The sequence below is a fragment of the Pantoea sp. C2G6 genome, assembly GCF_051336815.1.
Classification (GTDB): Bacteria; Pseudomonadota; Gammaproteobacteria; order Enterobacterales; family Enterobacteriaceae; genus Pantoea.
Map to the genome: position 1 here is coordinate 206,306 of NZ_JBGMNJ010000005.1, position 25,425 is coordinate 231,730.

At 61.9% G+C, this 25,425-nt stretch carries 21 protein-coding genes and 1 riboswitch; of the genes, 6 read left to right on the forward strand and 15 right to left on the reverse strand.

Going from position 1 to position 25,425, the window contains the following annotated elements:
- Positions 1-45: 45 nt before the first annotated feature.
- The 8 genes from kdpD to ACCW71_RS09680 form a co-directional block, all read right to left on the reverse strand.
- Positions 46-2,721 (reverse strand): two-component system sensor histidine kinase KdpD, encoded by a 2,676-nt coding sequence (gene kdpD / locus ACCW71_RS09645; protein ID WP_436370970.1) that lies wholly within the window; start codon positions 2,719-2,721, stop codon positions 46-48.
- A 16-nt stretch (positions 2,722-2,737) separates the two neighbouring features.
- Complete coding sequence (gene kdpC, locus ACCW71_RS09650; protein WP_436370971.1) at positions 2,738-3,304, reverse strand: potassium-transporting ATPase subunit KdpC; 567 nt, start codon at positions 3,302-3,304, stop codon at positions 2,738-2,740.
- A gap of 10 nt (positions 3,305-3,314) precedes the next feature.
- Positions 3,315-5,363 (reverse strand): potassium-transporting ATPase subunit KdpB, encoded by a 2,049-nt coding sequence (kdpB, locus tag ACCW71_RS09655; RefSeq protein WP_436370972.1) that lies wholly within the window; start codon positions 5,361-5,363, stop codon positions 3,315-3,317.
- Positions 5,360-7,048: a potassium-transporting ATPase subunit KdpA gene (gene kdpA / locus ACCW71_RS09660; RefSeq protein ID WP_436370973.1), complete on the reverse strand. Its 1,689-nt coding sequence runs from the start codon at positions 7,046-7,048 to the stop codon at positions 5,360-5,362. Before kdpA ends, kdpB begins: the two co-directional genes overlap by 4 nt.
- Positions 7,048-7,137, reverse strand: a complete 90-nt coding sequence (gene kdpF, locus ACCW71_RS09665) for a K(+)-transporting ATPase subunit F (protein WP_436370974.1) — start codon at positions 7,135-7,137, stop codon at positions 7,048-7,050. Before kdpF ends, kdpA begins: the two co-directional genes overlap by 1 nt.
- A gap of 108 nt (positions 7,138-7,245) precedes the next feature.
- Entirely contained in the window at positions 7,246-8,412 is a 1,167-nt protein-coding gene (locus ACCW71_RS09670) for an HD-GYP domain-containing protein (RefSeq protein ID WP_436370975.1), read from the reverse strand.
- Between the two features lie 157 nt (positions 8,413-8,569).
- Positions 8,570-9,526 carry a 2-hydroxyacid dehydrogenase gene (locus ACCW71_RS09675; RefSeq protein ID WP_436370976.1) on the reverse strand — a complete coding sequence of 319 codons (957 nt, stop codon included), beginning with the start codon at positions 9,524-9,526 and terminating at the stop codon, positions 8,570-8,572.
- Positions 9,507-10,898: an MFS transporter gene (locus ACCW71_RS09680; RefSeq protein ID WP_436370977.1), complete on the reverse strand. Its 1,392-nt coding sequence runs from the start codon at positions 10,896-10,898 to the stop codon at positions 9,507-9,509. Before ACCW71_RS09680 ends, ACCW71_RS09675 begins: the two co-directional genes overlap by 20 nt.
- Positions 10,899-11,319: 421 nt before the next feature.
- On the opposite strand from ACCW71_RS09680, the gene ACCW71_RS09685 reads away from it, so the two are divergent.
- Positions 11,320-12,237: a sugar ABC transporter substrate-binding protein gene (locus ACCW71_RS09685; RefSeq protein ID WP_436370978.1), complete on the forward strand. Its 918-nt coding sequence runs from the start codon at positions 11,320-11,322 to the stop codon at positions 12,235-12,237.
- A 35-nt stretch (positions 12,238-12,272) separates the two neighbouring features.
- On the opposite strand, the gene ACCW71_RS09690 is transcribed toward ACCW71_RS09685, so the two are convergent.
- Positions 12,273-12,773, reverse strand: coding sequence for a GNAT family N-acetyltransferase (locus ACCW71_RS09690; protein ID WP_436370979.1), 501 nt, complete (start codon positions 12,771-12,773; stop codon positions 12,273-12,275).
- A gap of 72 nt (positions 12,774-12,845) precedes the next feature.
- Here ACCW71_RS09690 and ACCW71_RS09695 point away from each other — a divergent pair, with 72 nt between their 5' ends.
- Positions 12,846-14,678, forward strand: coding sequence for an ABC transporter ATP-binding protein (locus ACCW71_RS09695; protein ID WP_436370980.1), 1,833 nt, complete (start codon positions 12,846-12,848; stop codon positions 14,676-14,678).
- On the opposite strand, the gene ACCW71_RS09700 is transcribed toward ACCW71_RS09695, so the two are convergent.
- Positions 14,675-15,799 (reverse strand): GNAT family N-acetyltransferase, encoded by a 1,125-nt coding sequence (locus tag ACCW71_RS09700; protein WP_436370981.1) that lies wholly within the window; start codon positions 15,797-15,799, stop codon positions 14,675-14,677. The genes ACCW71_RS09695 and ACCW71_RS09700 overlap by 4 nt on opposite strands.
- A gap of 276 nt (positions 15,800-16,075) precedes the next feature.
- Between ACCW71_RS09700 and ACCW71_RS09705 the strand changes: the two genes are divergently transcribed.
- Positions 16,076-16,681 carry an alpha/beta hydrolase gene (locus ACCW71_RS09705; RefSeq protein WP_436370982.1) on the forward strand — a complete coding sequence of 202 codons (606 nt, stop codon included), beginning with the start codon at positions 16,076-16,078 and terminating at the stop codon, positions 16,679-16,681.
- On the opposite strand, the gene ACCW71_RS09710 is transcribed toward ACCW71_RS09705, so the two are convergent.
- Together ACCW71_RS09710 and crcB are read right to left on the reverse strand one after the other, a co-directional pair.
- Positions 16,678-17,493, reverse strand: coding sequence for a sugar phosphate isomerase/epimerase family protein (locus ACCW71_RS09710; protein ID WP_436370983.1), 816 nt, complete (start codon positions 17,491-17,493; stop codon positions 16,678-16,680). The two genes, ACCW71_RS09705 and ACCW71_RS09710, sit on opposite strands and share 4 nt — an antisense overlap.
- A gap of 110 nt (positions 17,494-17,603) precedes the next feature.
- Positions 17,604-17,981, reverse strand: a complete 378-nt coding sequence (gene crcB / locus ACCW71_RS09715) for a fluoride efflux transporter CrcB (RefSeq protein ID WP_436370984.1) — start codon at positions 17,979-17,981, stop codon at positions 17,604-17,606.
- 93 nt (positions 17,982-18,074) lie between these two features.
- A riboswitch (Fluoride riboswitch) is annotated at positions 18,075-18,150 on the reverse strand.
- Positions 18,151-18,278: 128 nt separating this feature from the next.
- Between crcB and ACCW71_RS09720 the strand changes: the two genes are divergently transcribed.
- On the forward strand, positions 18,279-19,199 hold the full coding sequence (locus tag ACCW71_RS09720) for a nucleoside hydrolase (protein ID WP_436370985.1): 921 nt from the start codon (positions 18,279-18,281) through the stop codon (positions 19,197-19,199).
- A gap of 31 nt (positions 19,200-19,230) precedes the next feature.
- Here the strand turns inward: ACCW71_RS09720 and ACCW71_RS09725 are convergent, their stop codons facing one another.
- Positions 19,231-20,259 (reverse strand): zinc-binding alcohol dehydrogenase family protein, encoded by a 1,029-nt coding sequence (locus tag ACCW71_RS09725; protein ID WP_436370986.1) that lies wholly within the window; start codon positions 20,257-20,259, stop codon positions 19,231-19,233.
- A 137-nt stretch (positions 20,260-20,396) separates the two neighbouring features.
- Here ACCW71_RS09725 and ACCW71_RS09730 point away from each other — a divergent pair, with 137 nt between their 5' ends.
- Together ACCW71_RS09730 and ACCW71_RS09735 are read left to right on the forward strand one after the other, a co-directional pair.
- Complete coding sequence (locus tag ACCW71_RS09730; RefSeq protein ID WP_436371017.1) at positions 20,397-21,299, forward strand: FCD domain-containing protein; 903 nt, start codon at positions 20,397-20,399, stop codon at positions 21,297-21,299.
- A 170-nt stretch (positions 21,300-21,469) separates the two neighbouring features.
- Positions 21,470-22,822, forward strand: coding sequence for an MFS transporter (locus tag ACCW71_RS09735; RefSeq protein ID WP_436370987.1), 1,353 nt, complete (start codon positions 21,470-21,472; stop codon positions 22,820-22,822).
- A gap of 21 nt (positions 22,823-22,843) precedes the next feature.
- Here the strand turns inward: ACCW71_RS09735 and ACCW71_RS09740 are convergent, their stop codons facing one another.
- Together ACCW71_RS09740 and ACCW71_RS09745 are read right to left on the reverse strand one after the other, a co-directional pair.
- Positions 22,844-24,235, reverse strand: a complete 1,392-nt coding sequence (locus tag ACCW71_RS09740; RefSeq protein WP_436370988.1) for a hypothetical protein — start codon at positions 24,233-24,235, stop codon at positions 22,844-22,846.
- On the reverse strand, positions 24,228-25,139 hold the full coding sequence (locus tag ACCW71_RS09745) for an alpha/beta fold hydrolase (RefSeq protein ID WP_436370989.1): 912 nt from the start codon (positions 25,137-25,139) through the stop codon (positions 24,228-24,230). The genes ACCW71_RS09740 and ACCW71_RS09745 overlap by 8 nt, the downstream gene beginning before the upstream one ends.
- Positions 25,140-25,425 lie beyond the last annotated feature (286 nt).

Consider the following 25,425-nt stretch of genomic DNA (forward strand, 5'->3'; position numbering starts at 1 on the left):
CAAGTCATTAAAAAGGTGCAGGAGTATAACCGATCCACTGTGAAGTTATTTCAGCCCTTCGTCAGAAATTTCAGGAACCGGCGGCAGCGGCAGCGAGAGACGAAACTCCGCTCCGCCCGCAGCCCGGTTCTCCGCCCAGATCTGGCCGCCATGGCTCTCGATAATGGTTTTACAGATCGCCAGACCCAGCCCGACACCCGGCACCGCCGACTCCTTATCGCCGCGCGAGAACTTATCGAATATCCGGCTGAGATCTCCCCCGGCGATGCCTGGCCCGCCATCCCAGACCGCGATCTCCAGCCGTGACGCCGCCCGCCAGGCGCGGATGCCGCGCGGCGCGTCGTGACCGGCATACTTCAGGCTGTTCTCGATGAGGTTCGTGAAAACCCGCTCCAGCAGCGTGCTGTCACCTTTGATCAGCACAATGTCATCCGGCAGGTCGAGCTGGACCTGATGCCCTTTCAGCGACGGCGCCATGCTGCTCAGCGCCCCGCCGATCACCTCCTCCAGCGCCAGCCACTCTTCGCGCAGGTTCAGGCCGCCCGACTGAATGCGGGCCATATCGAGCATATTGCTCACCAGCCGGATAGTGCTCAGCGTCTGCTCGCGGATCTGGCTGGCCTGCGGCACATATTTTGAGTTGTCGCTGGCGAGGTCGAGCATCAGCATCTCCGCCTGACCAAACAACACGGTCAGCGGGGTGCGCAGGTCGTGGGACAGCGCCGACAGCAGCGCGTTGCGCAGCTGCTCGCGCTCGGCCGAGAGCCGGGACGCGGCTTCACTCTGCGACAGCGCCATCCGCTCCAGCGCGTTGGCTATCAGCACGGTAAAGGTCTCCACCAGCCGCTGCTGCTCGGGGATCATCAGCTGACGCAGGTTTTGCGGCTCCACCACCAGCAGGCCACGGCAGTGCGCGCCGCTTTTCAGCGGCAGGATCTGGTACGGCACCGCGGGCAGGGTATCGGTGCCCGCCCCGGCTGGCTGGCCTTTGCTGTAACTCCATTTCGCAATCGCGCGGTCCGGTTCATTGCCGGGCAAGGCATCGCCCACCGGGTGCAGCTCGCCCTGCTCATCCGGCAACAGCAGCAGGCAGCGCGCCTGCAAGGTGGCGTCCACCACCCGCTGGCTGGTGGTGGCAATATCCTGCGGCGTCAGGGCGCTGCCCAGCGACTTCGCCATCTCATAGAGCTGACGCGCCCGCTGCTCGCGGTAGCGCGCCACCCGCGCCTGATAGCGTACGCCCGCCGTGAGATTGCCGACAATCACCCCCACCGCCAGCATCACGCCAAAGGTCACCAGATATTGCAGATCCGAGACCGCCACCGTGCCGGTCGGCGCGACAAAGAAGAGGTCGAAAGCGAGGATATTCATCACCGTGGCGATCACCGACGGCCAGCGACCATAGCGCAGCGCCACGATCACCACCGCCAGCAGGTAGATCATCACGCAGTTGGCGGGATCGAAGCCGATCAGCAGCGACTGCCCGGCAGCGGTGACAACGATGCAGAGCACCAGCGCCATCAGCACGCCGCGCAGCTGGATGCGCCACTTGTCGCTGCTGACGCGGCCATCGGGCAGCGGGTGCGGCGCATCCTTCAGCGGCTCATCCAGCGCCACCACCAGCAGATCGAGATCCGGCCCCAGCTGGCCGAGCCGTTCGGCAAAGCTGTCGCGCCGCCAGCGCCGCTGCGGGCGACGGCCGGTGACGATCTTGCCCAGATTGTGTTCGCGCGCGTAGCGCAGCACCGCTTCCGCCTCATCGGGATCGGAGAGGGTGGCGGTCTCCGCGCCCAGCTCCTGTGCCAGTTGCAGGGTACGCAGCACCGCCCGCCGCCGCGCTTCCGGCAGCCGGTTGAGCCGGGGCGTTTCGACATAGACCGCGTGCCATTCACTGCCGAGCCGGGCCGCCAGCCGCGCCGCGGTGCGCACCAGTTTTTCACTGCCGCTGTCGTCGCCGATGCAGAGCAGAATGGCGTCGCGGGTGTGCCAGACGCGATCCCGCCCCTGCTGATCGCGCCAGGCGCGCATCTGGTCATCGACCCGGTCGGCGGTGCGGCGCAGCGCCAGCTCCCGCAGGGCGAACAGGTTGCCTTTGCGGAAAAAGTTTTCGATGGCGCGCTCCGCGCGGTCGCCGATATAGACCTTGCCCTCTTTCAGCCGCTGCCGCAGATCGTCAGGCGGCAGATCGACCAGCACCACCTCATCGGCGCTGTCGAAAAAGGGATCGGGCACGGTTTCGCGCACCTGAATGCCGGTGACGCCGCCCACCACGTCGTTGAGGCTCTCCAGATGCTGCACGTTGACGGTGGTCAGCACGTCGATGCCCGCCTCCAGCAGCTCCTCAATATCCTGCCAGCGTTTGGGGTGGCGTGAGCCCTGCACGTTGGTGTGCGCCAGCTCATCCATCAGGATCACCGCCGGATGGCGGGCCAGCGCCGCATCGAGGTCAAACTCGGCATGACGTGAGCGGCCGGTCGCCCGGCGCGGCAGCAGCGCTAAGCCGGTCAGCAGCTGCGCGGTTTCCGGTCGCTCATGGGTTTCCACCACGCCGATCAACACGTCCAGCCCCTGGGCACGCAGCCGCTGTGCCTCCTGCAACATGGCGTAGGTTTTCCCCACCCCGGCACAGGCACCAAAGTAGATTTTCAGGCGGCCGCGATGGCTGTCGCGGTTCGCCTGCAACAGGGCATCGGGATCGGGCCGGGTCGGTTCGTGGTTCATCGCGTCCTTAACACCATTACAGATCGTTGAGCGCCATATTCAGTTGCAACACGTTGACGGTCGGCGTGCCGAGGAACGGCATCAGCGGCCGGTGCGTCAGTTTATCAATCAGCGTCTCTACCTGCGATAACGGCAGCTGACGGCTGGCGGCGACGCGCGGCGCCTGCCACAGGGCAGCCTGGGGTGAAATATCCGGGTCGAGTCCGCTGGCGGAGGCGGTCACCAGTTCAACCGGCACCGCGGCCGCGGCCTGCGGGTTGGCGGCCCGCAGCGCGGCGACCCGTTCCGCCACCGCTTTGTCCAGCGCCGGGTTGCTGGCGGCCAGATTGCTGCCGCCGGAGGAGAGCGGGTTATAGGGTTTATCACTGGTGGCGGAAGGACGACCCCAGAAATAGTCGGGCCGGGTAAAGTTCTGGCCAATCAGCGCCGACCCGCGCGCCACGCCATCCTCCTCCAGCAGCGAGCCGCTCGCCTGGTCAGGAAACAGCGTCCGGGCCAGGCCGGTGGTGAGCAAAGGATAAACCACGCCGCAGACCAGGGTAAGCAGCAACAACAGTAAAATTGCCGGACGTAACTGACTCATCTTTTTCTCCTCAGGCCATGCCTGACAGCACTAATAACAGATCGATGGCTTTGATGCCGACAAAGGGCACCAGCAGGCCGCCCAGACCGTAGATCAGCAGATTGCGGCGCAGCAGCGCGGCGGCGCTCAGCGGCCGGTAGCTGACGCCTTTCAGGGCCAGCGGGATCAGAAAGATAATCACCAGCGCATTGAAGATCACCGCCGACAGGATCGCCGTGGCAGGCGAGTGCAGCTGCATGACGTTGAGCATGTTGAGCTGCGGATAGGTCGCCGCAAACGCCGCCGGAATAATGGCGAAATATTTCGCCACGTCGTTGGCGATACTGAAGGTGGTCAGCGAGCCGCGCGTCATCAGCATCTGTTTGCCGATGTGCACCACCTCCAGCAGCTTGGTCGGGTTGGAGTCGAGATCGACCATGTTGCCCGCCTCTTTCGCCGCCTGGGTGCCGGAGTTCATCGCCACCGCTACATCCGCCTGGGCCAGCGCCGGCGCGTCGTTGGTGCCGTCGCCGGTCATCGCCACCAGCCGTCCCTCCGCCTGATACTGGCGGATCAGCGCCAGTTTCGCTTCCGGTGTCGCCTCGGAGAGAAAATCATCCACGCCCGCTTCCGCCGCAATCGCCGCGGCGGTCAGCGGGTTATCGCCGGTGATCATCACGGTTTTGATGCCCATTTTGCGCAGCTCGGCAAAGCGCTCTTTGATACCGCCTTTGACAATATCCTTCAGCGCCACCACCCCCAGCACCTTCGCGCCCTCCGCCACCACCAGCGGCGTGCCGCCGGTGCGCGCCACCTCTTCCACTTGGGCGTTGACCTCGGCGGGAAAACGGCCATGATTCGCTTCGATATGGCGACGCACCGCATCCACCGCCCCTTTGCGAATTAATCGATCCTGCACGTTGACGCCGCTCATCCGGGTCTGGGCGGAGAACGGAATAAAGCTGGCCCCCATGCTGCTGAGATCGCGTTCACGCAGGTTGAACCGCTGCTTGGCCAGCACCACGATGCTGCGCCCTTCCGGCGTCTCATCGGCCAGCGAGGCGAGCTGCGCCGCATCCGCCAGCTGCTCTTCGCTGACGCCCGGCGCAGGCAGAAACTGGGTCGCCTGACGGTTGCCGAGGGTGATGGTGCCGGTTTTATCCAGCATCAGCACATCGACATCGCCCGCCGCCTCCACCGCGCGACCGCTGGTGGCGATGACGTTGGCACCCAGCATCCGGCTCATCCCGGCGACGCCAATCGCCGACAGCAGGCCGCCGATGGTGGTCGGGATCAGACAGACCAGCAGCGCCACCAGCACCGTGACGCTGACCGGGGTGCCGCCCCAGGCCGAGAACGGCCAGAGGGTGACGGTCGCCAGCAGAAACACAATGGTCAGTGAGACCAGCAGAATGGTCAGGGCGATCTCATTCGGGGTTTTGCGGCGCTTCGCGCCCTCCACCATGGCGATCATCCGGTCGAGAAAGGTTTCGCCGGGGTTGGCGCTACAGCTGATCACCAGCCAGTCAGAGAGAATGCGCGTCCCGCCGGTGACAGAGGCGAAGTCCCCGCCCGACTCACGGATCACCGGCGCGGATTCGCCGGTAATCGCGCTCTCATCCACCGAGGCACCGCCCTCCAGCACTTCGCCGTCGCAGGGGATGATGTCGCCCGCTTCCACCAGCACCGCGTCGCCTTTGCGCAGCGCGTCGGCGGCCACCTGCTGCCATTCCGCGCCGTAGCGCGCCGCAGACAGCTTTTTGGCAAAGCTGGTCTTTTTCACCCCTTTCAGGCTGCTGGCCTGCGCTTTGCTGCGCCCCTCGGCCAGCGCTTCCGCCAGGTTGGCGAACAGCACGGTGAACCAGAGCCAGAGCGCAATCGCCCCGGTAAAGCTGGCGCTGCCGCTGATGCGGCCAGCCAGCATCGCCAGCGCCAGCAGCGTGGTCAGTACGCTGCCGAGCCAGACCACAAACATCACCGGGTTGCGGAACTGCACCCGGGGATCGAGCTTTTTCAGCGCGTCCCAGGCCGAGGTGCGCAGCAGCGCCGCGTCAAATAACGCCTGTTGTTGACGACTCATGAGGATTGTCCCTGAACAAGTTGCAGATGCTCAGCCACCGGGCCCAGCGCCAGAGCAGGAATAAAGGTCAGTGCGCCCACCAGCAGCACCGTGCCGATCAGCAGCGCAATAAACAGCGGACCGTGGGTAGGCAGCGTGCCGTTGCCCACCGGCTGCACTTTTTTCAGCGCCATCGCACCGGCAATCGCCAGCACCGGAATGATGATGCCAAAGCGGCCCAGCAGCATGCAGATGGCCAGCAGCAGGTTCCAGAACGGGGTGTTGGCACTGAGTCCGGCAAAGGCGCTGCCGTTGTTGTTGGCCGCCGAGGAGACGGCGTAGAGCACTTCGCTGAAGCCGTGGATGCCGGGGTTGGCCATCGCGCCGCGTCCGGCGTCGGTCATCATCGCCAGCGCGGTGCCGATCAGCACCAGCGCCGGAGTCACCAGAATCGCCAGCGCGGTCATTTTCATCTCCCACACATCGATTTTTTTGCCGAGGAACTCCGGGGTGCGACCAATCATCAGTCCGGCGATAAACACCGCCAGCAGTACAAACAGCAGCATGCCGTAGAGACCGGCTCCGACGCCGCCAAACACCACTTCACCCAGCTGCATCAGCCACATCGGCACCATGCCGCCCAGCGCGGTAAAGGAGTCGTGCATCGCGTTGACCGCGCCGCAGGAGGCGGCAGTGGTGATCACCGCGAACAGGCTGCTGTTGAGAATGCCAAAGCGGGTCTCTTTGCCCTCCATGTTGATGGCGCTGTCGGCCCCCAGCTGAAGGAAGTGCGGATTGCCGCGCAGTTCGGCCCACATCACCACCGCCACCGCCGCGACAAACATCAGCGTCATCGCCCAGAGCAGCATGTGCCCCTGACGCCGGTCACGCACGCTTTCGCCAAAGGCGAAGCAGAGCGCCGCCGGGATCAGAAAGATGGCGAGCATCTGCACCAGGTTAGTCAGCACCGTCGGGTTTTCAAACGGATGAGAGGAGTTGGCGTTAAAGAAGCCGCCACCGTTGGTGCCGAGCATTTTGATCGCCTCCTGCGACGCCACCGGCCCCATCGCCAGCGTCTGCTGCGTCCCTTCCAGCGTGGTGAGACTGTGATAAGGCGCGAAGTTCTGAATGCTGCCCTGGCTGACAAAGAACAGTGCCATCAGCAGGCTGATCGGCAGCAGGACGTAGAGCGTGATGCGCGTCAGGTCGCGCCAGGCGTTGCCCAGCGTGCCGGTGCCGCGCTGCGCGAAGCCACGGATTAGTGCAAAGGCCACCGCTATCCCGGTCGCCGCCGAGAGGAAATTCTGCACCGTCAGTCCCACCATCTGGCTGAAATAGCTCAGCGTGCTTTCGCCGCTGTAGGCCTGCCAGTTGGTGTTGGTGACGAAGCTGACCGCGGTATTCAGCGCCAGATGCCAGCTCAGACCAGGCAGCTGCTGCGGATTGAGCGGCAGCGCCCCCTGTAACAGCAGAATCGCCAGCAGCACGCCGAAACCCAGCGCGTTGAACAGCAGAATCGCCAGCAGATAGTGCGGCCAGCGCATGTCGGCGCGATCCGCGCCCATCAGCCGCCACAGCGGCGCTTCCAGCCGGGCAAATACTGGCTTGTCAGCCACTAACGAGGCCAGACCCCGGCCAAGCGGCTGCGCCAGTACCATCAGCAGCACCAGATAAAATGCGATGAGTAAAAAAGCATTGGCCGCCATCAGAAGGCCTCCGCGTTTAACAGGGCATAGATCAGATAGCCCAGTAACACCACCACCAGCACCATGCCGGTTATTACGCCCACGCTCACAGGAACCTCCAGAGGTTTGGATTTATGGCTTAGCTTGCGCGGAGGCGTATAAAGAAGGGGTTAAAATGCGGCGGGCGGGCGTAAAAATAGTGTAAAAATGGTGAAATATCAGGCGATTTCCAGCGCCCAGATGCGGTTGAGATCCACATTGCTCCACAGCGTGCTGTCTTCCGCGCCCACAATGCTGTCGGTACAGAAGCTGTCGCCGAGGTCCAGCTCTTCCGGTTTGATCTCGCGCTGCGCGTGCAGCGACCAGAAGACATGCACACAGGGGCGCATCAGCGATTTTTCGCCCGCTTTGACCACCAGCGCCACCCGGCCTGACGCGAGACGCACCAGCGATCCCACCGGGTAAATGCCGATAGTCCGTACGAAAGAGTGCAGCAGGCCGAGATCGAAATGGCCGCGCCAGCTCAGCATATGGTGCATCGCCTCCGCCGGGGTCCAGCCGGTGCGGTAGGAGCGGGTCGACGTGACCGCATCATAGACATCGCACACCGCCGCCATCCGGGCGTAGAGGGTAATATCCTCCCCTTTCAGGCGGTGCGGATAGCCGCTGCCATCAAATTTTTCATGGTGATGCAGGGCAATATCGATCAGATCGGCCCCCGCCCTGGCCTCGATCAGCATCTGCGCGCCGACAATCGGATGCTCACGCATCACCCTGAACTCCTCGTCGGTGAGTTTGTCCGCCTTGTTCAGGATCGTCAGCGGCACCGCCGCCTTGCCCACATCGTGCAGTAAACCGCCCATGCCGACCCGGCGCAGCTGCATCTCATCCAGCCCGAGCTTTTTACCCAGCGCGATCATCAGCCCGCAGACCGCCATCGAGTGCAGATAGGTGTAGTCATCGTGGCTTTTCAGCCGGGCCACGCTCAGCAGGGCGGAGGGTTCACGCTTAATCGACCCGGAGATCTCATCCACCAGGTTCATCATATAATCCAGGTTAAGGCTGTTACCCAGCCGTGCCTCATTGAACATCGCCAGCACTTTCGGCTTGCCCTGCTGAAAGATCAGCTCGGCCTGATCCAGCTCCTGAAAAAAGGGCGTCCGGCTGATGGCGGGTTTCGCCACCGCTGGCGCGAGAGGCGCCTGGATCGAACGACTTAGATCGATCCAGAGTTGCCGGATCCCTTCCTGGCGTAGCAGCTCGATTTGTCGTGGATCGGTGATCAGCATCTGGTTGTGAATGCGCTGATCCTTTATCCACCAGACCTCCAGTTTGTGGATAAACATGCCGGGGCGCAATTCATCAACGGTAATCAGCTTTATCACGATATCACTCCTTAATATCCGTGGGGGGTACTCTGTAATATCGGCCGCTGAACAAATTTTCTTCAGGCTCTTTTGTGCGGAGTGGTGGGGGTCGGAAAAGGCGGGAGAGTGGCGCTGACCGCGGCCTGCTCTGCCGCGGTCAGCCTGAGGGAGTGTGTCAGAGCACCCGGGTCAGCACCGCGTTGCCCTGCGCAAAGGCCAGCATATTTTCAAATACCAGATCGGCCATCGCCGCCATAGTCTCATGGGTGCTGCTGGCGATGTGCGGGGTGATCACCACATTGTCGCGCTGCCGCAGGGCCGCGGGCACCTGCGGCTCATGTTCAAACACATCCAGCCCGGCTCCGGCGATAATCCCACCCTCCAGCGCCGCTATCAGCGCCTGCTGATCCACCACGCTGCCGCGCGCGATGTTGATCAGATAGCCCTGCGGCCCCAGCGCCGCCAGTACCTCAGCGTTGATGATCTGACGGGTTGCGGGGCCGCCGGGCAGGGTCAGCACCAGAAAATCCGCCTGCTGCGCCAGCGACAGCAGCGTGTCGTGGCGGATATAGGGCACATCCGGGCGAGAACGCGGGTTGTAGTAGTGAATCGCCATATCAAACGCCTGCGCCCGCCGTGCCACCGCCTGGCCGATGCTGCCCAGCCCGACGATGCCACACACCTTGCCGCCGATTTTACTGCTCAGCGGAAAGCGGCCCTGCTGCCAGTGACCGGCGCGGGTAAAGCGATCGGCCTCACTGAGACGGCGCGCCACATCCAGCAGCAGCGCCATTCCCAGATCGGCCACACATGCGTTGAGCACCTCTGGCGTGTTAGTGACCACAATCTGGCGCGCCCGCGCGGCTTCCATATCGATGCTGTCATAGCCCACGCCGTTGCTGCATATCGCTTTCAGGTTGGGCAGCGCGGCGATCAGCGCCGCCGATGCGCCCATCACCGCGTTGCCGCTGGTGACCAGTATCTCGATCTTTGCGCCGTTTTCAGCCAGAAACGCCGCCTCATCTTCCGCCTCCCACAGCCGGAAAGCGGTGAAGGTGTTTTCGATGTTAGCGATCAGCTGCGGTGGCAGAAATTTCCCTCTGATCAGCACATTACACTGCTTTAATGCCATTCTGCGCCTCCTGGTTTTCATAAGATGCCGGACGTTCGCCCGGTTCACCGACCCGTTCAATCGGCCCCATTACCAGCAGGAACAGCAGCGCCGCGACCACGCAGTGCGCCGCCACAAAGGCCAGCCCGATGCTGTAGCTGCCGGTCAGCCCGACGATGATGCCGAACAGCAGCGGCGTAGTGAAACCGGCGATGTTGCCGATGCCGTTGAAGATGGAACCGGCCAGCCCCACTGCTTCTTTTGGCGCGGTATCGCTGATCACCGTCCAGGTGCCCGCGCCCGCCGCCACGCCTTTGCCGAAAAAGGCAAACGACATAATGGCGATGATGCCGGTATTACCGGGAATGATCGCCGCCAGCACCAGGCTGGAGGCCATCAGCATCCCGACGATGTAGGGGGTTTTGCGCGCCCAGGAGACGCTCCAGCCACGGGCGATCAGCTTATCTGACAGGTAGCCGCCACTGATCCCGCCCAGAAAACCAAACAGCGCCGGCGCCACGGTAGCGAAGCCCGCTTCCATGATGTTCATGCCGCGCGCCTGCACCAGATAGATGGGAAACCAGGTAATAAAGAAGTAGCTGAGCGCGATAATGCAGTACTGGCCAAGGTAGGCGCACCACAGCATGCGGTTGGTGAGCAGCTTTCTGAACATCGCTTTGCTGACCGGTGGCCGCGCTTTCAGCGTCTGGGCCGCGTCAATATCGACCAGTCCGCCGCCCTCGACGATATGACGCAGTTCCGTTTCAGAGACGCCGGGATGGTTGCGCGGCTCCCGCATGTAAGCGGCCCAGACAAACACCGCCAGCACGCCGATGCCGCCCAGCACAAAGAAGGGCCACTCCCAGCCGAAGCGTGATACCAGCCAGCCCGAAAGCGGCGAGAAGATCGCCACGGCGAAATATTGCGCCGAGCTGAACAGTGACGACGCCCGCCCCCGCTCCGCTCCGGGGAACCACATGATCACCACCCGCGCGTTGGCGGGAAAACTGGGTGCTTCAATCAATCCCAGCAGGAAGCGCAGGCCAAACATCAGCATCAGCGCGCCGGTCATACCGCTGGAGAACTCGCCGACAAATCCCATCGCCAGCGTCGAGAGCGACCAGAGCGCCAGCGTGACGCCATAGACTTTTTTCGCCCCGAAACGGTCGAGAAACAACCCGCCGGGGATCTGACCGATCACATAGGCCCAGCTGAACGCCGAGAGGATCAATCCCAGCTGGATCGCCGACAGGCCGAACTCCTCTTTGATCGCCGACCCGGAGATCGAGAGGATCGAGCGATCGGCGTAGGCGACCACCGAGAGAAACAGGATCAGGCAGAGGATCCAGATACGGACATGGGTGGTCCGGGGAGTCATCGGGTCTTTAGGCATAAGCGGAATTCCTTAAAAAAGCGGTGGGCTGAGCCACGAGGTGTTTTCAGGAACAGTGCTGAGATTTCCCTGTTGAGAAAATATAGGTAGGAGGCTAACGATGGGTCATTGTGCGGATGTTGAGATCGTAGCGGCCGATTGCGCGCTTTTCTGGCAACCGCCACAAACGCCAGTGCGGTGCTGCACAAAAGCGCTAAAAGCCGCCGCGCTTCGCGGCAGAGTGTGCGCCAGATCGAGGATTTCAGCGGCGCGGGCGACTATGCACGGGGGGTTTGTGCGGCAAAGTGTGGCGGCGCCAGCAAGTGTGACAAGGCCGGGTTGTCAAACCCGCGGGCAGTTCATAAGCTGCAAATGGCCAAATTCATTCATTTCCAATAAGAATGAAAAATAAATTCCATCCAGTTAACTCCGGGAGTCCGCAATGAAAATACGTGCATGGGCAATGCTCTGTCTGCTCTCTCTTTCTGCCTCTGCGCTGGCAGAGAAGATCGGCGTTTCTATGGCCTACTTTGACCAGAATTTCCTGACCATTATTCGCCAGGCGATCGACAAAGAGGCCAAAGCGCGTCAGCTGGATGCGCAGTTTGAAGATGCTCGCGGAGATGTGGGGCGGCAGACCGACCAGGTGCAGAGCTTTATCAGCGCCGGGGTCGACGCGATTATTGTCGATCCGGTCGACTCCGCCAGTACCCCCGCACTAACAAAGCTGGCACAGCAGGCGCATATTCCGCTGGTCTACGTTAACCGCACACCGGGCGATAAAACCCTGCCGCCGGGCGTAGTGTTTGTCGGCTCAGATGAACGCGAATCGGGCACGTTACAGATGGAGGCGCTGGCGAAGCAGGCGGACTATCGCGGTAATGTCGCCATTATGATTGGCAACCTGAGCGACGCCGGTGCCCTGCAACGCACCAAAGATGTGGAGCAGGTGGTGGCAAAATATCCCAACATGAAAGTGGTGCTGAAGCAGACCGCCAATTACGCCCGTAACGAGGGGATGGATCTGATGCTTAACTGGCTGTCGAACGGTGAGGATATTGATATTGTCGCCGCCAACAACGACGAAATGGCGATTGGCGCGACGATGGCCATTGCCCAGACAAAGCCAAAAAAACGCATTCTGGTGGGCGGCATTGATGCCACCCCGGATGGCCTGAAGGCGCTGGCGAGTGGCAGACTGGCGGTAACGGTGTTCCAGGACGCGATTGGTCAGGGTAAAAAATCGATGGAGGTGGCGCAACGGATGATCAAAGGCGAAAAGGTCGACAGCCACCAGTGGATCCCGTTTGAGCTGGTGACGCAGCAGAACATGGCACGCTACAGCAGTAAAAATCCGTAAAAATTATCGGAGCGGCAGCGCTGCCGCTCCCGCGATCACGCCTCGCGCAGCAGTTTTGCCATCATCACCACATCGCGCAGCTGGCCGTCACGCAGCGCCGCCTGACGCTTGACGCCTTCCCGTTCAAAGCCGAGCCGCTGATAGAGCCGCAGCGCCCGCTCATTGTCGTGAAACACCTCCAGCTCCATACGCGTGATCCCCAGCCAGTTGCGGGCGTAGTCGAGCGCGGTGCGGATCAGCCGTTCACCGACGCCGCGCCCGGCTGAATCGGGATGCACCCCCAGCCCAAAGCTGACGCAGTGCCGGGTGCGCGGTTTATTATCCACAAACAGCGTCAGCTCACCGACCAGCACGCCATCCATTTCCGCGACAAAAGCGATAAACCCTTCGGCATCCATTCTGGCAAATTTCTTCTCCCAGGTGGCGACGCTGGGAAAGGGCAGCTGTAGCGTCCAGGGATAGACATCAGGATGACTGTAGAGTCGCTGATAGGCGGCGGCATCCTGCGGTTCGCGTGCCCGGATAGTGATTTCCATATTTTCTCCTGTTAGCCGATTAGGGTAGATGCACTAAGCTGTAGCTCTTCACCGGATGGAAAGAGTATCGCTATGTTGTATCGCCGTTTTGAACGCTTTATCAATATTTTTCACGACGCGCCCACGGATTCGCCCCCTTCGACGGTCTGGTCCTTTTACCTCTACTACCTGCGCCAGGTCTGGCCAAGTTTTGCGGCGCTGCTGGTGGTGGGACTGGCGTCGGCCCTGATTGAGGTGTCGCTGTTCAGCTATCTGAGCCGCATTATCGATATGGTCAACCACTCCACCCCCGCCACCCTGTTCCGGGATAACTGGCCGCTGCTGCTGTGGATGGGCGCGGTAGCGCTGATTCTGCGGCCGGTTTTTATCGCCCTGCACGACATGCTGGTTCATCAGAGCATCAGCCCGAGCATGACCAGCATGATCCGCTGGCAGAATCACAACTACGTGCTGCGCCAGAGCCTCAACTTCTTTCAGAATGATTTCGCCGGACGTATCGCCCAGCGCATCATGCTGACCGGCAGTTCACTGCGTGATTCCGCGGTGCAGCTGGTGGACGCCATCTGGCATGTGCTGATCTACGCCGTGACCTCGCTGGTGCTGTTTGCCGGTGCCGACTGGCGGCTGATGATCCCGCTGATTCTGTGGATGGTGGCCTACAGCGCCTCGCTGCGTTTCTTTGTGCCGCGCGTCAAAGCCCGTTCGGTGGTCTCCTCGGAATCGCGCTCAAAGCTGATGGGCACTATTGTTGACGGCTACACCAACATCGCCACCATCAAGCTGTTCGCTCACAGCGATCTGGAACGTCAGTATGCGCGCGAGGCGATTCAGGAGCAGACTGAAAAAACCCAGCGCGCTGGCCGCATGGTCACCAGCATGGATCTGACGCTGTCGGCGCTGAACGGTCTGCTGATTGTCTCGACCTCCGGGCTGGCGCTGTGGTTATGGAGCCAGTCGCTGATTAGCGTCGGGGCAATTGCGCTGTCGACCGGGCTGGTGATCCGGCTGGTGAACATGTCTGGCTGGATCATGTGGGTGGTTAACGGCATCTTCGAAAATATTGGCACGGTGCAGGATGGCCTGAAAACCATTGCGCAGCCGCTGAGCGTGCAGGATGCGCCTGACGCGAAGCAGCTGAAGGTGACGCGCGGTAGCATCCGCTATGAAGATGTGCGCTTCGACTATGGCGGCGGGCGTCAGGTGATCAACCAGCTTAACCTCGACATCAAACCGGGCGAGAAGATTGGGCTGATTGGCCCCTCCGGCGCGGGTAAATCGACGCTGGTGAACCTGCTGCTGCGCCTCTATGACCTGAACGGGGGCCGGATTGTGATCGACGATCAGGATATTGCCAGCGTGACCCAGGAGAGCCTGCGCAGTCAGATTGGCATGATTACCCAGGACACCTCGCTGCTGCACCGCTCCATCCGCGAGAACCTGCTGTATGGCCGTCCCGGTGCCAGCGAAGAGGAGCTCCAGAAGGCGATTCGCCGCGCCCGCGCCGATGAGTTTATTCCGCTGCTCTCCGACTCGCTGGGCCGCACCGGGCTGGATGCGCACGTGGGCGAGCGCGGCGTGAAGCTCTCCGGCGGTCAGCGTCAGCGGGTGGCGATTGCCCGCGTGCTGCTGAAGGATGCGCCGATTCTGATCATGGATGAGGCCACCTCCGCGCTCGACTCGGAAGTGGAAGCGGCGATTCAGGAGAGCCTGGAGTCGCTGATGCAGGGAAAAACCGTGATTGCCATCGCCCACCGCCTGTCGACCATCGCGAAGATGGATCGGCTGGTGGTGCTGGATAACGGCGGCATTGCCGAGATGGGCAATCACCAGCAGCTGCTGGCGCAGAATGGTCTCTATGCCCGGCTGTGGCAGCATCAGACCGGCGGTTTTGTCGGCGTCGATTAATCGCCGCGCCGGTAAGGTAAGGCGTCGCGCGCCTCTTCTGCCCAGCCGCGCACGCCCTCCCGCTCCTGCACCAGAAAATCAGCCACGGCGTCACGCAGGCCGGGATGCAGCAGATAGTGCCAGGAGTGGGTGATCTGCGGCTCAAAGCCGCGCACCAGCTTGTGCTCACCCTGCGCACCGGCGTCGAAGCGCGTCAGCCCCTCCTCAATGGCGACATCCATCCCCTGATAGAAACAGGTTTCGAAGTGCAGCCGGTCAAACTCCGCCAGACAGCCCCAGTAGCGGCCATAGAGCGTGTTGCTGTCGCGCAGATAAAAGGCCATCGCCGCCGGCTGCTGCTGTAAGCGGGCGATCACCACCAGAATATTCTGCGGCATGCGCTCCGCCAGCAGGCTGAAGAAGCTGCGCGTCAGATAGGGGCGCTGACCGCGCACCGCATAGGTGTTGGCGTAGCAGGTGTAGACGAAATCCCACTGATCTTCGCGCAGCTGACAGCCCAGATAGCGGTCAAATTCAAAACCGCTCTGCGCCACCTGTTCCCGCTCTTTGCGCAGCTGTTTGCGCTTGCGTGACATCAGCGTATCGAGGAAATCCTGAAAATCGCGGTAGCCCCGGTTATGCCAGTGATACTGACAACCGAGCCGGGAAAGCCAGTCGGGCTGTTCGGCCAGCAGCTGGTTAGCCTGCGCGTCGGTAAAATTGATGTGCGCGCCGCTTAAGCCGTGCTGTAACAGGCTGTCGGGCAGCGCCGCCAGCAGCTGAGCGGCGGCAGTGGGCTCGCCCAGCAGGCGCGCGCCGGTGACCGGGCTGAAGGGTATCGCCCCCAGCCATTTCGGGTAGTAGCGGATCCCGGCGCGCTGGCTGGCATCCGCCCAGGCGTGGTCAAAGACATATTCGCCCTGAGAGTGACGCTTGCGATAGCCTGGCAGCGCGGCGCGGGTCACGCCCTGCTCCTGCCACAGCAGGTGGTCCGGCTGCCAGCCCGATTCGGGGCACACGCTGCCGCTCTGTTCTAACGTGAGCAGAAAGGCGTGGCGTAAAAAGGGCTGGTCATCCGGTAACAGGGCGTCCCACTCAGCGGCGGCGATCTCCGCCAGAGAGGTCAGGTGAAGCAGCGACATGAAAAACTCCAGACAGCAACGGGCGAAGGTTCAGTCAAGCAGGTTTTACGCACCAGCGAAAGGGTAACGGCACGCAAAGTGAAGGCTGCGCCCGCCCTGCGCGAAAGCGCCACTCCACACCCTGCCTCATCGGATCGCTAGCCCGGCGCGGGAAATCGCCGCTTTTTCTGCGGCGGAGGCGCGACTATCCGTGGCGGAGTCGCTATCTTAACCGCATGTTGCCGGTCGCGGGCTGGCGTAAGACGGTCATAAAGAATCAGGTTTAAAGGAGTAATGATGGCAAAAGCACTGGTGGTTTTTCTGCATGGCGTTGGCAGCAACGGCGACGACCTGGCACCGATTGGCCGTCACTGGGCGACGCTGTTGCCGGATGTGGTTTTTGCCTCTCCCGACGCGCCCGAACGTTTTGAGGCGGGTTTTGGCTGGCAGTGGTTCAGCCTGACGGGCGTGACGCCGGAGAATCGTCCGGGTCGGGTGCGGGCGGCGCGTGACGCTTTTGACGCCACCCTGCGCGCCGTGATGGCGCAGCACGGCTTTGCCGATCGCTGGCAGGATCTGGTGCTGGTCGGCTTCTCTCAGGGGTCGATTATGGCGCTGGATGCGCTGGCATCCGGTCGTTATCCGCTGGCGGGGGTGGTGGCGTTTTCCGGCCGTCTGGCGTTTGACGGTCCGCTGACGCCACAGCCTCATCTGCCCGCGCTGCTGATTCATGGCCAGGCGGATGAGGTGATCCCGTGGCAGGAGAGTGACAGCGCCGCGGTCCGGCTGAAAGCGGCGGCGCTGCCGGTGGAAGCGGTGTTTGAACCCGCCACCGGCCACACCATCTCAGCCCAGGGGGCGATGCACGCCGCCGCGTTTATCGCGCAGTGCCTACAGGATTAATCCCAGCAGCGGTTTAACGCCTGCCACGCCTGACGGGCTGCGACCTCAGGCGGCAGGCGTTTCAGCGTATCGTTAAACACCTCGATGCCCACCGGCCCCTGATAGCCCGCGCGTTTCAGCTTATCGACAAAGGACTGAACATCGATAATCCCATCGCCGGGCAGCAGACGCTGGTGCTTCGCCATCGCCATCAGGCTCTGCTTATCCTGCGCGGGAACCGCGGCCATATCACACAGCTGCACTTCATAGATGCGATCGGCGGGAATGTTGTCCAGCTGCGAGGCGTCGCCACCCCGCGCACAGATATGGAAGAGATCGACCACCAGCCCGATATTGGGCTGATCGAGCCGCTGCAACCGCTCCCACGCCAGCGGCAGGGTGTTGTCGACGCTGCACCAGGCCATCGGTTCATACATGATGCGCATATTGTGGCGCGCGGCTTCCGACGCCATCCAGCGCAGGTCGGCATCAATCTGGTCGGCGCAGCAATCTTCCCGGGTAGTGGCCGGTGCCTGAATGGTGTCACAGCCCAGCGCCTGAGCCATCTGGATAAACTGGCGCAGCTCCTCGCGCTTCTCTGTACGCAGCGCGCTGGGTGCGCCGGTAAAATCACGCAGCACCTGAAGATTGGTAAAGCCTGGCCCCTGGCGGGCCGCCATCCGGGCCAGCGCCGTCGCGCCGCCGTCGCACGCTTCAACGTCCTCGCGCCAGATCTCTACCTGATCGAAACCGGCGTCCCGTGCCGCCTGTAACTTCTGCCCGGGTTCACCGTTTAACAGCACCAGGTTAAGGAATGTGGGGTTACGGCGCATCGCTCTGCTCCTTAATTGTCTGGAATAATCGGTGCGGTTCCGCACCCGCCCGGCGCGCCCTGCGGCGTGGAGGCGGGTGCGGAAACCCTCTTCACCTCTCAGGGCCGTTCTCAGCCCAGCAGCGTCACCAGCGCGAAACCGGCAAACGCCATCAGCAGCGAGCCGATAACATGCACCAGCGCACTGGCCATTGCCCAGAGGTACTTACCTGATTGTAGCAACCCCATTAATTCCGCCGTAAAGGAGGAGAAAGTGGTCAGCCCGCCGCACAGTCCGGTGACAATCAGCAGCTTCCACGCCGGGTCGACCTCCGGGTGGCGGACAAACCAGGCGACTGCGCCGCCAATCACCAGGCCACCGATCAGATTCACCAGCAGCGTGCCGGGCGGCAGATTGGGAAAGAGCGCGTTAAAGCGCAGCGCGAACAGCCAGCGCAGTACACAGCCCGCCGAGCCGCCGATCATCACAGCCAACAATGGTTTCAACATATCTTGCTCCTGATTGCAGATTGACGCCGGGCGGAGGGGAAAGAGGCAGAGAAAAACTGCGCCTGACACCTCAGCTCCCGCGAAAGGATAGAAAGAGTGTCAGGCGTCATCAGCCGGTGTTAAGCCCACCGGCGGTTGGGAAAGGTGGCACGCCATCACCTTGAGCCGGAAATAATACGTTGCCGGTTTCAGGCTGGCAACTCTCTGTGCGCTCTGTGCGGCTGACGGCTGAAAGCCTTGACGCCGTCGCCGCTGGCGGAGTAATGCTGATGATTTGCAGCCGGTTAAGGAGAGGATATGCGGACCCTGATTTTAGATACTGATATTGGCGTGGATGATGCCTTTGCGCTGGCCTATGCGGCGCGCACCCAGCGTCTGCTGGGCATCACCACGGTGTTTGGTAACGTGGCGGTCGGTCAGGCGGTGAAGAACGCCCGGCTGTTCTGCGAAAAAATGGCGATAGAGGCGGAGGTCTATCGCGGCTGTTCACGGCCGCTGGCGCAGGCCCCCAGCGCACCCGCTACGCTGCACGGTGAAGATGGGCTGGGTGATGCGTTTGACAACGATTTCAGCGAGCAGGCACCTGGCGCGGTGCAGTTCATTATTGACAGCGTGCGGGCGCAGCCGCATCAGATCACCCTGGTGGCGATTGGCCCGCTGACCAACATCGCCACGGCCATTAATCAGGCCCCGGATATTATTCCGCTGGTGAAAGAGCTAGTGATCATGGGCGGGGCGTTTGGCACTCATGGCCACAGCGGCAATGTGACGCCGTTCAGCGAGTTCAATATCTGGAAAGATCCGCACGCCGCCGATCAGGTGCTCTCTTCGGCGCTGAAGGTGGTGGTGATCCCGCTGGATGTCACCCATCAGGTGCTGATCCGCGGCGAGGAGGTTCAGCAGCTCAATCAGCCGGTGCTGAGCGCCATCTGTCGTCCTTATCTGGCTTACAGTCTGGCTAAAGAGGGCTTTGACGGCATGGCGCTGCACGACACGCTGGCCATTGCGTGGCTCGCGCTGCCCGAAGCCTTTACCCTGACTGAAAGTCCGCTGCGGGTGATCACCGAAGGCATCGCCTGCGGTCAGACGGTGCGTAAGCTGAACGCGCTCGCCTCGCGCCACGACCCGTTTGCCGGATTGCCACCACAGCGGGTGGCGCTGGCGGTAGAGGCTGACGTGGTGCGGGCGCACTTCTTTCAGACCCTCACCGCCCCCTGAGCGGCGCGGTGCGAGGCGCGAAACGACGGCGCTAGCGGTCGAAGTGAATGACGCCTTTAATCAGTTCGCGGTTGTTAATCACCTGCGATTCAAAGGTGTCAGCCAGGGTGGAAAAGGCCAGATGGTGGTTCAGCATCATGTCGGCGCGCAGATCGCCGCTGGCCATCAGCGCACGCACCCGGTCGAAATCTTCACGGGTGGCGTTACGGCTGCCCAGCAGCGTCGCCTCTTTTTTGTGGAACTCGCTGTCCGGGATCACCAGATCGCCTTTGTGCAGCCCGACATAGACGATGGTGCCGCCGTGGCGCATCAGGTTGACCGCGTTGTTCATCGCCGACGGATTGCCGGTGGCGTCGATCACCTTCAGCGCCAGCCGGCCGCCAAACTGCCCGCGCAGCGCGCTGTGAAACACCTCATCTGCCGGATTGAGCGCCGCCAGACCGAGCTTATCCGCCACGTGCTGGCGGCGAAATTCGCTGGTATCGGCCACCACCACCTGCGCACCGCTGGCGGCGGCAATCGCTGCCACGCCCAGCCCGATCGGGCCTGCCCCGACCACTAGCAGCTGCTCATCGGCGCAGATGGCCGCCCGGCGCACCGCATGGGCGCTGATGGCAAAGGGCTCAATCAGCGCCGCCGCTTCCGCGGCCACCTCATCCACCGCCAGCAGGGTGCTGACCGGCACGCTCAGGTAGTCGCAGAATCCGCCATCCTGATGCACGCCAATCACCGAGATCTGCTCACAGCAGTTGGTTTTGCCACTCTGACAGGCGTCACAGCGCAGACAGGAGACGTAAGGCATTAACGCCACCCGCTGCCCCGGCTCAACGCCCTCAGCGCCAGCGCCCAGCGCCACCACCTCGGCGCAGATTTCATGGCCCAGCACCCGCGGATAGCTGAAGAACGGCTGGTTGCCGGACCAGGCGTGGATGTCAGTGCCGCAGATTCCGGCGGTGAGGATTTTAATCAGTGCCTCGCCAGCGGCAGGCACGGGGATGTCGCGGGTGGCCCATACCATGCTGCGTGGCTCAGCGATGACCAGTGCTTTCATTGTTGTCATGGTGATTCTCCGGTTGTCCTGCACGCAGTTATGGCGAATCCTGCCTGCGCTGCGCCGTTTGTTAACAGGAAGTGTGAAGCACGACGATTTTTTTGGGCTTTGAATGGTTTTTAATGCATAAAAAACCGGAGAGTGAGATGAGCCGCAGCCAGAATTTGCGTCAGAACGTGATCAACCAGATGCTGGAGAGCATTGCTCAGCGCCATATCCGTTCACCGCTGCCGCCGCAGGCGGCGCTGGCTGAGATGTTCAATATCAGCCGGACCACGGTGCGTCATACCCTGCACTATCTGCATCAGTGTGGCGTGCTGGATAAAGTGGATCAGACTTACGTTATCGTGCGCGAGCCGCGCGAAGAGGACAGCTTCACCGCCCTGACGCCGCCAATCGAGCGGCAGGCGAGCCAGGTTGAGCAGCTGTTTTTTAATATGATCAACCAGCGCCAGCTGGTGCCCGGTGACACCTTCAGCGAACTGCAACTGGCGCAGCAGCTCAGGGTCAGCCCGGTGGTGGTGCGGGAATTTCTGCTGCGCTTTATGCGCTATGACCTGCTGGAACAGATAAAGCGCGGCCAGTGGCGGATGAAAAAATTTACCCAGGATTACGCCGAGAAGCTGTTTGAGCTGCGCGAGATGCTGGAAACCCATGCCCTGAGCCGCTTCCTGAATCTGCCCGCCGGGGATGAGCGCTGGGTGCAGGCGCGTGATCTGCTGGATCGTCACCGATCGATGCGCGACACCATCGCCAGCAACTACCGCCACTTTGCCGCGCTGGACCGGCAGATGCATTCGCTGATTTTATCCGCCGCCAACAATCCGTTTTTCAATCAGTCGCTGGAGATTATCTCGGTAATTTTTCACTCGCATTATCAATGGGATGAGAGTGACCTGAAACAGCGCAATATCGTGGCGCTGGAGGAGCATATGGCGATTCTGACCGCGCTGATTGGCCGGCAGGATGTTGACGCGCTCTGCGCCCTGCATAACCATCTGGCGACCGCCAAAACCTCAATGGTGCGTTCGATCGGCCAGTACAATTAAAAACCGATTAAAAACCACAAAGCATTAGCTCCCGCACGATTCAGAAACATCTTTGCAACATTCACCCTTCTTTGCTCTTAGTCTCGACAGCAACGTCATGGCGGCCTGTTGCCGCTGCGCGCAGACCCCTTTTCACCATAACGATAAGTACCCTGTTTCGGGAGAGTGCAATGGAAAAGACATCAGTGACCGGGCGCAGCAACCTGCCCGGCGACGCGACGCCAGACCAGGATTACGTGCCGATGCGCAGCGACGTGGTGCGTTCACCGCGCATCCGCAAGATTCAGGTGACGGCCATGCTGCTGTTGCTGTTCGCCGCGGTGATTAACTATCTTGACCGCAGTTCGCTGTCGGTGGCGAACATGACTATCCGGGGAGAGATGGGGCTGAGCGCCACCGAAATCGGCGTTCTGCTCTCCGCTTTTTCGCTGGCCTATGGTCTGGCGCAGCTGCCGTGTGGCGCGCTGCTGGATCGGAAAGGTCCGCGCATTATGCTCGGCATCGGAATGTTTATCTGGTCACTGTTCCAGGCCGCCTCCGGTCTGGTGCACAGCTTCACCCAGTTTGTACTGGTGCGTATCGGCCTCGGCATTGGCGAAGCGCCGATGAACCCGTGCGGCGTCAAGGTGATCAACGACTGGTTCAATATTAAAGACCGCGGTATGCCGATGGGGATGTTTAATGCCGCCTCGATGATTGGCCTGTCGGTCGCCCCGCCGATTCTGGCGGCGATGATGCTGGTGCTGGGCTGGCGTGGCATGTTTGTCACCATCGGTATCCTCGGCATCTTCCTCGCCATCGGCTGGTATATGATCTACCGCGACCGCGACAACAGCACCCTGAGCGCCGAAGAGATCCACTATCTTCAGGCGGGCAGCGTGGCGTCGCGTAAAGAGCCGATCAGCTTCAGAGAGTGGCGCGGCCTGTTTAAGCAGCGCACCATGTGGGGCATGATGATTGGCTTCAGCGGTATCAACTACACCGCCTGGCTCTATATCGCCTGGCTGCCTGGCTATCTGCAATCAACCTATCATCTCGACCTGAAAAGCACCGGTCTGCTGGCGGCGATTCCGTTCCTGTTTGGCGCGGCGGGCATGCTGCTGAATGGCTATGTGGTCGATGCGCTGGTGCGTCGTGGCTTCAACGCGGTGAAAACCCGTAAGGTCTGCATTGTCAGCGGCATGCTGCTGTCAGCCGGTTTTACCGCGATAGTCACCCGCGCCACCGATACCACCAGCGCCGTGACGCTGATTGGGATGGCGCTGTTCTGCATCCACTTTGCCGGAACCTCGTGCTGGGGGCTGATCCACGCCAATGTCACCGCCCGCATGACCGCCTCGGTCGGCAGTATCCAGAACTTCGCCAGCTTTATCTTCGCCTCGTTCGCCCCGGTGATCACCGGCTGGGTGCTCGATACCACCCAATCGTTCAGCCTGGCGCTGATGATTTGCGCCTGCGTGACGCTGGTCGGCGCCCTCGCCTACCTGCTGCTGGTGCGCCAGCCGATCACCGACGGCGAGTAATCCCCGCTGACGGCGCAGGCGCTAGGTCAGCGCCGTCAGGGTGACGCCATGTTTCGCGCCATAACGCTTAATGCCCGACACCACCTTCTCCACGCTGAGCGGGGGTGGCGGTGGCAACAGCGGTGCCCGTTCCCGCAGCGCCGAGTCGAAGCGCGAGAAGGTGGCGAAATCACGCGGAAAGAGCGCTTCATCCACGCCAATCAGTACCCCCTCATCACGCGCATGAGTGAGCAGCGCCCGCCAGCGATCAATCTCCGCCAGCCCGATGCTGTCAGTACCGTGGGAAAACAGCATCATGTCGATGTTGCGGAACGGCGGCTGCTTCTCCAGGAAACGTTGCAGCGCCGCCGCTGAGGATTCGTTACAGAAGCTCAGCCAGAACGGAATGGCGTGCTGCTGCATACTGCACCACGGGTCCATCAGCAGAAAGCTGTCCACCGTCAGGCGGGTCGGTAAAATGCCGGCCGCCAGATACCAGTCGCGGTAGATCTCCGCCACCACATAGCTCATCGCTTCCGGGTCTTCGTAGCGGATCTCCATCAGCTTCCAGTTCTGCGCCGCCGCCAGCTTTTTCAGCGGCGAGATCAGATAGCCATCCAGCCCCCATTCCGCCTCCGGCACCTGGTCGGTAATCGCAGGCGGCGTCCAGCGTTCACGATCGACGCCGTAGCGCGCCAGATGTTCGGCCACCCGCGGACCGCCCTGTAAATACTCTTTTTCGGTTGCGCCACCGAGCGCGCCAAACTGAAAGAACGAGCGATCGCTGGTGCGCGTCACCGGCCACTGCCGGGTGCAGTGATTGATAAACAGGGTTGATCCGGCGGGCAGGCCGCCCATCAGAAACTCATTAAAGGCCAGCGGCATTTCGCGCAGCTTCAGCCGGAAGTAGCGCATCTGATCGAGCATCAGCCGATCCTGATTCGGGTCATGCATATGGTGCACGGCGAGACGCGGCCAGGCAGCCAGCAGAGCCGCCGCTACCTCTTTACCCTGCTCAAAGCTGGCCTGCGCGTCATCGGGATCGCTGTCGGCTGCCCGCACCGGACAGAGAAAAGTCTGCGGCAGCCAGGGCACGCCCATCGCCGCCGCCAGATGCACCAGCGCCCCGTTCGATGAGCCGATAAACGCCGCCGGATACTCCTGTTGCGGGTATTCACCCACCATCCATTCCGCGATGCCTTCCAGATCCAGCTCGCCCGCCTGACGCAGGCTAATCCCCTCGGCCATGCCGCCCAGCGCGTAGCCCCACTCCCGCAGCCCGGTAGGCAGTCGATTCAGCGAGGGCAGAAGGCGGTCCAGCGTCGGTGACTGGCTGGGGCTGGCAAAGGGGCGATCGTGCAGTGCATTCGCCAGCGCCAGCAGCATGGCGGCGGCAGAGTCAAAACGGGCAATACCTTTTGGCGGTTTACTCATGCTGATTCTCCTGCTGAATACGTGCCAGGAAGGGGCGGATGGCGTTACAGAAACTCCACGGATAGACGTAGTAAAGCCGGTGCGTGCCGTCGCGCAGTGTCAGTCGCTCACTGCGCGGCATCAGGGCCGCCAGCTCATCCAGCCAGCGAGCCGGACAGATGGGATCGCGCGAGCCGCGCAGCAGCAGGGTCGGGGCGGTGATGTAGGTCAGCCGGTGCTCAATGTGGTCGCGCATCATCACCCGCAGCGTGCCGAAAGCCCGTCGCAGCCCGGCTTTGGCATAGTCGATGCGGGCCAGCGATCCCGGCGAACGATGCGCCTCCAGCCCGGCATTGCGCCAGTCGCGCCATAGCTGGCGGGTCAGGCTGCGCGCATGGCGATCGACCGTCGGTCCCTGCAACACCAGCCCCGCCACTGCCTGCGGATACTTCACCGCCAGCGCCGCCAGGATCTGACAGCCAAAGGCGGTGCCGACCCAGATAGCGCGCTCAAAACCGTTATGTTGCAGCCACTGCCAGAGCGCATCAGCCTGCTGATCCACTGTCATCAGCGGCGCGGAAGCCGGCAACGCGCTGGCACCAAAACCGGGCAGATCCGGCACCAGCACGTGATAATCGCGTCCCAGCGCCAGCGCCAGCGGCTCCATCGCCCGACCTGACATCACCAGACCGTGGACCAGCACCACCGGCAGTCCGCGGTCGGCATTCGGTGTCACGCGGGTAAACATCCGCCAGTCACCCACCTGCTGAAAATAACCGGCCATGCCGGCATGATGACTGCGTGGCGACACCGGCGGCGTCTGCTTCAGTTGCTGCCAGCGTTTTACGCCCCACAGGGTGGCCGCCACACCCAGCCCCACACCTGCCACAATTGCTGCCTGTTTTCGTCGCTGCTTCTGGATCATCCGCTGCTCCTGGTTTGGGGAGAATAATTCAGTGTAGGACGGGATCAGACGGGAGGCGGGTTATCGGTGTTATGAGGGAGGGAAAGTTGAGGCAGGTTTATTGCAGTGCCGTTGGCTTAGCGGGCTCTTTTTTTCGTTAGCGCAAACATGATGCGCAGAAGTCAGTAGTGAGAGTTACCGGGATAGCGATAACGGAATCCTTCATCAGATCACTGAAACAGGGGGTTATGACAAAACGCGATTGCCACATTCAGGGAGTTCAACAGGCGTTAGAAAAAGAAAATTA

What these genes read in the sequence shown, in the direction of transcription:
- kdpD (WP_436370970.1), bottom strand. Translation starts at nt 2,721, where the DNA reads ATGAACCACGAACCGACCCGGCCCGATCCCGATGCCCTGTTGCAGGCG.
- kdpC (WP_436370971.1), bottom strand. Translation starts at nt 3,304, where the DNA reads ATGAGTCAGTTACGTCCGGCAATTTTACTGTTGTTGCTGCTTACCCTG.
- kdpB (WP_436370972.1), bottom strand. Translation starts at nt 5,363, where the DNA reads ATGAGTCGTCAACAACAGGCGTTATTTGACGCGGCGCTGCTGCGCACC.
- kdpA (WP_436370973.1), bottom strand. Translation starts at nt 7,048, where the DNA reads ATGGCGGCCAATGCTTTTTTACTCATCGCATTTTATCTGGTGCTGCTG.
- ACCW71_RS09675 (WP_436370976.1), bottom strand. Translation starts at nt 9,526, where the DNA reads ATGGCATTAAAGCAGTGTAATGTGCTGATCAGAGGGAAATTTCTGCCA.
- ACCW71_RS09680 (WP_436370977.1), bottom strand. Translation starts at nt 10,898, where the DNA reads ATGCCTAAAGACCCGATGACTCCCCGGACCACCCATGTCCGTATCTGG.
- ACCW71_RS09685 (WP_436370978.1), top strand. Translation starts at nt 11,320, where the DNA reads ATGAAAATACGTGCATGGGCAATGCTCTGTCTGCTCTCTCTTTCTGCC.
- ACCW71_RS09690 (WP_436370979.1), bottom strand. Translation starts at nt 12,773, where the DNA reads ATGGAAATCACTATCCGGGCACGCGAACCGCAGGATGCCGCCGCCTAT.
- ACCW71_RS09695 (WP_436370980.1), top strand. Translation starts at nt 12,846, where the DNA reads ATGTTGTATCGCCGTTTTGAACGCTTTATCAATATTTTTCACGACGCG.
- ACCW71_RS09700 (WP_436370981.1), bottom strand. Translation starts at nt 15,799, where the DNA reads ATGTCGCTGCTTCACCTGACCTCTCTGGCGGAGATCGCCGCCGCTGAG.
- ACCW71_RS09705 (WP_436370982.1), top strand. Translation starts at nt 16,076, where the DNA reads ATGGCAAAAGCACTGGTGGTTTTTCTGCATGGCGTTGGCAGCAACGGC.
- ACCW71_RS09710 (WP_436370983.1), bottom strand. Translation starts at nt 17,493, where the DNA reads ATGCGCCGTAACCCCACATTCCTTAACCTGGTGCTGTTAAACGGTGAA.
- crcB (WP_436370984.1), bottom strand. Translation starts at nt 17,981, where the DNA reads ATGTTGAAACCATTGTTGGCTGTGATGATCGGCGGCTCGGCGGGCTGT.
- ACCW71_RS09720 (WP_436370985.1), top strand. Translation starts at nt 18,279, where the DNA reads ATGCGGACCCTGATTTTAGATACTGATATTGGCGTGGATGATGCCTTT.
- ACCW71_RS09725 (WP_436370986.1), bottom strand. Translation starts at nt 20,259, where the DNA reads ATGACAACAATGAAAGCACTGGTCATCGCTGAGCCACGCAGCATGGTA.
- ACCW71_RS09730 (WP_436371017.1), top strand. Translation starts at nt 20,397, where the DNA reads ATGAGCCGCAGCCAGAATTTGCGTCAGAACGTGATCAACCAGATGCTG.
- ACCW71_RS09735 (WP_436370987.1), top strand. Translation starts at nt 21,470, where the DNA reads ATGGAAAAGACATCAGTGACCGGGCGCAGCAACCTGCCCGGCGACGCG.
- ACCW71_RS09740 (WP_436370988.1), bottom strand. Translation starts at nt 24,235, where the DNA reads ATGAGTAAACCGCCAAAAGGTATTGCCCGTTTTGACTCTGCCGCCGCC.
- ACCW71_RS09745 (WP_436370989.1), bottom strand. Translation starts at nt 25,139, where the DNA reads ATGATCCAGAAGCAGCGACGAAAACAGGCAGCAATTGTGGCAGGTGTG.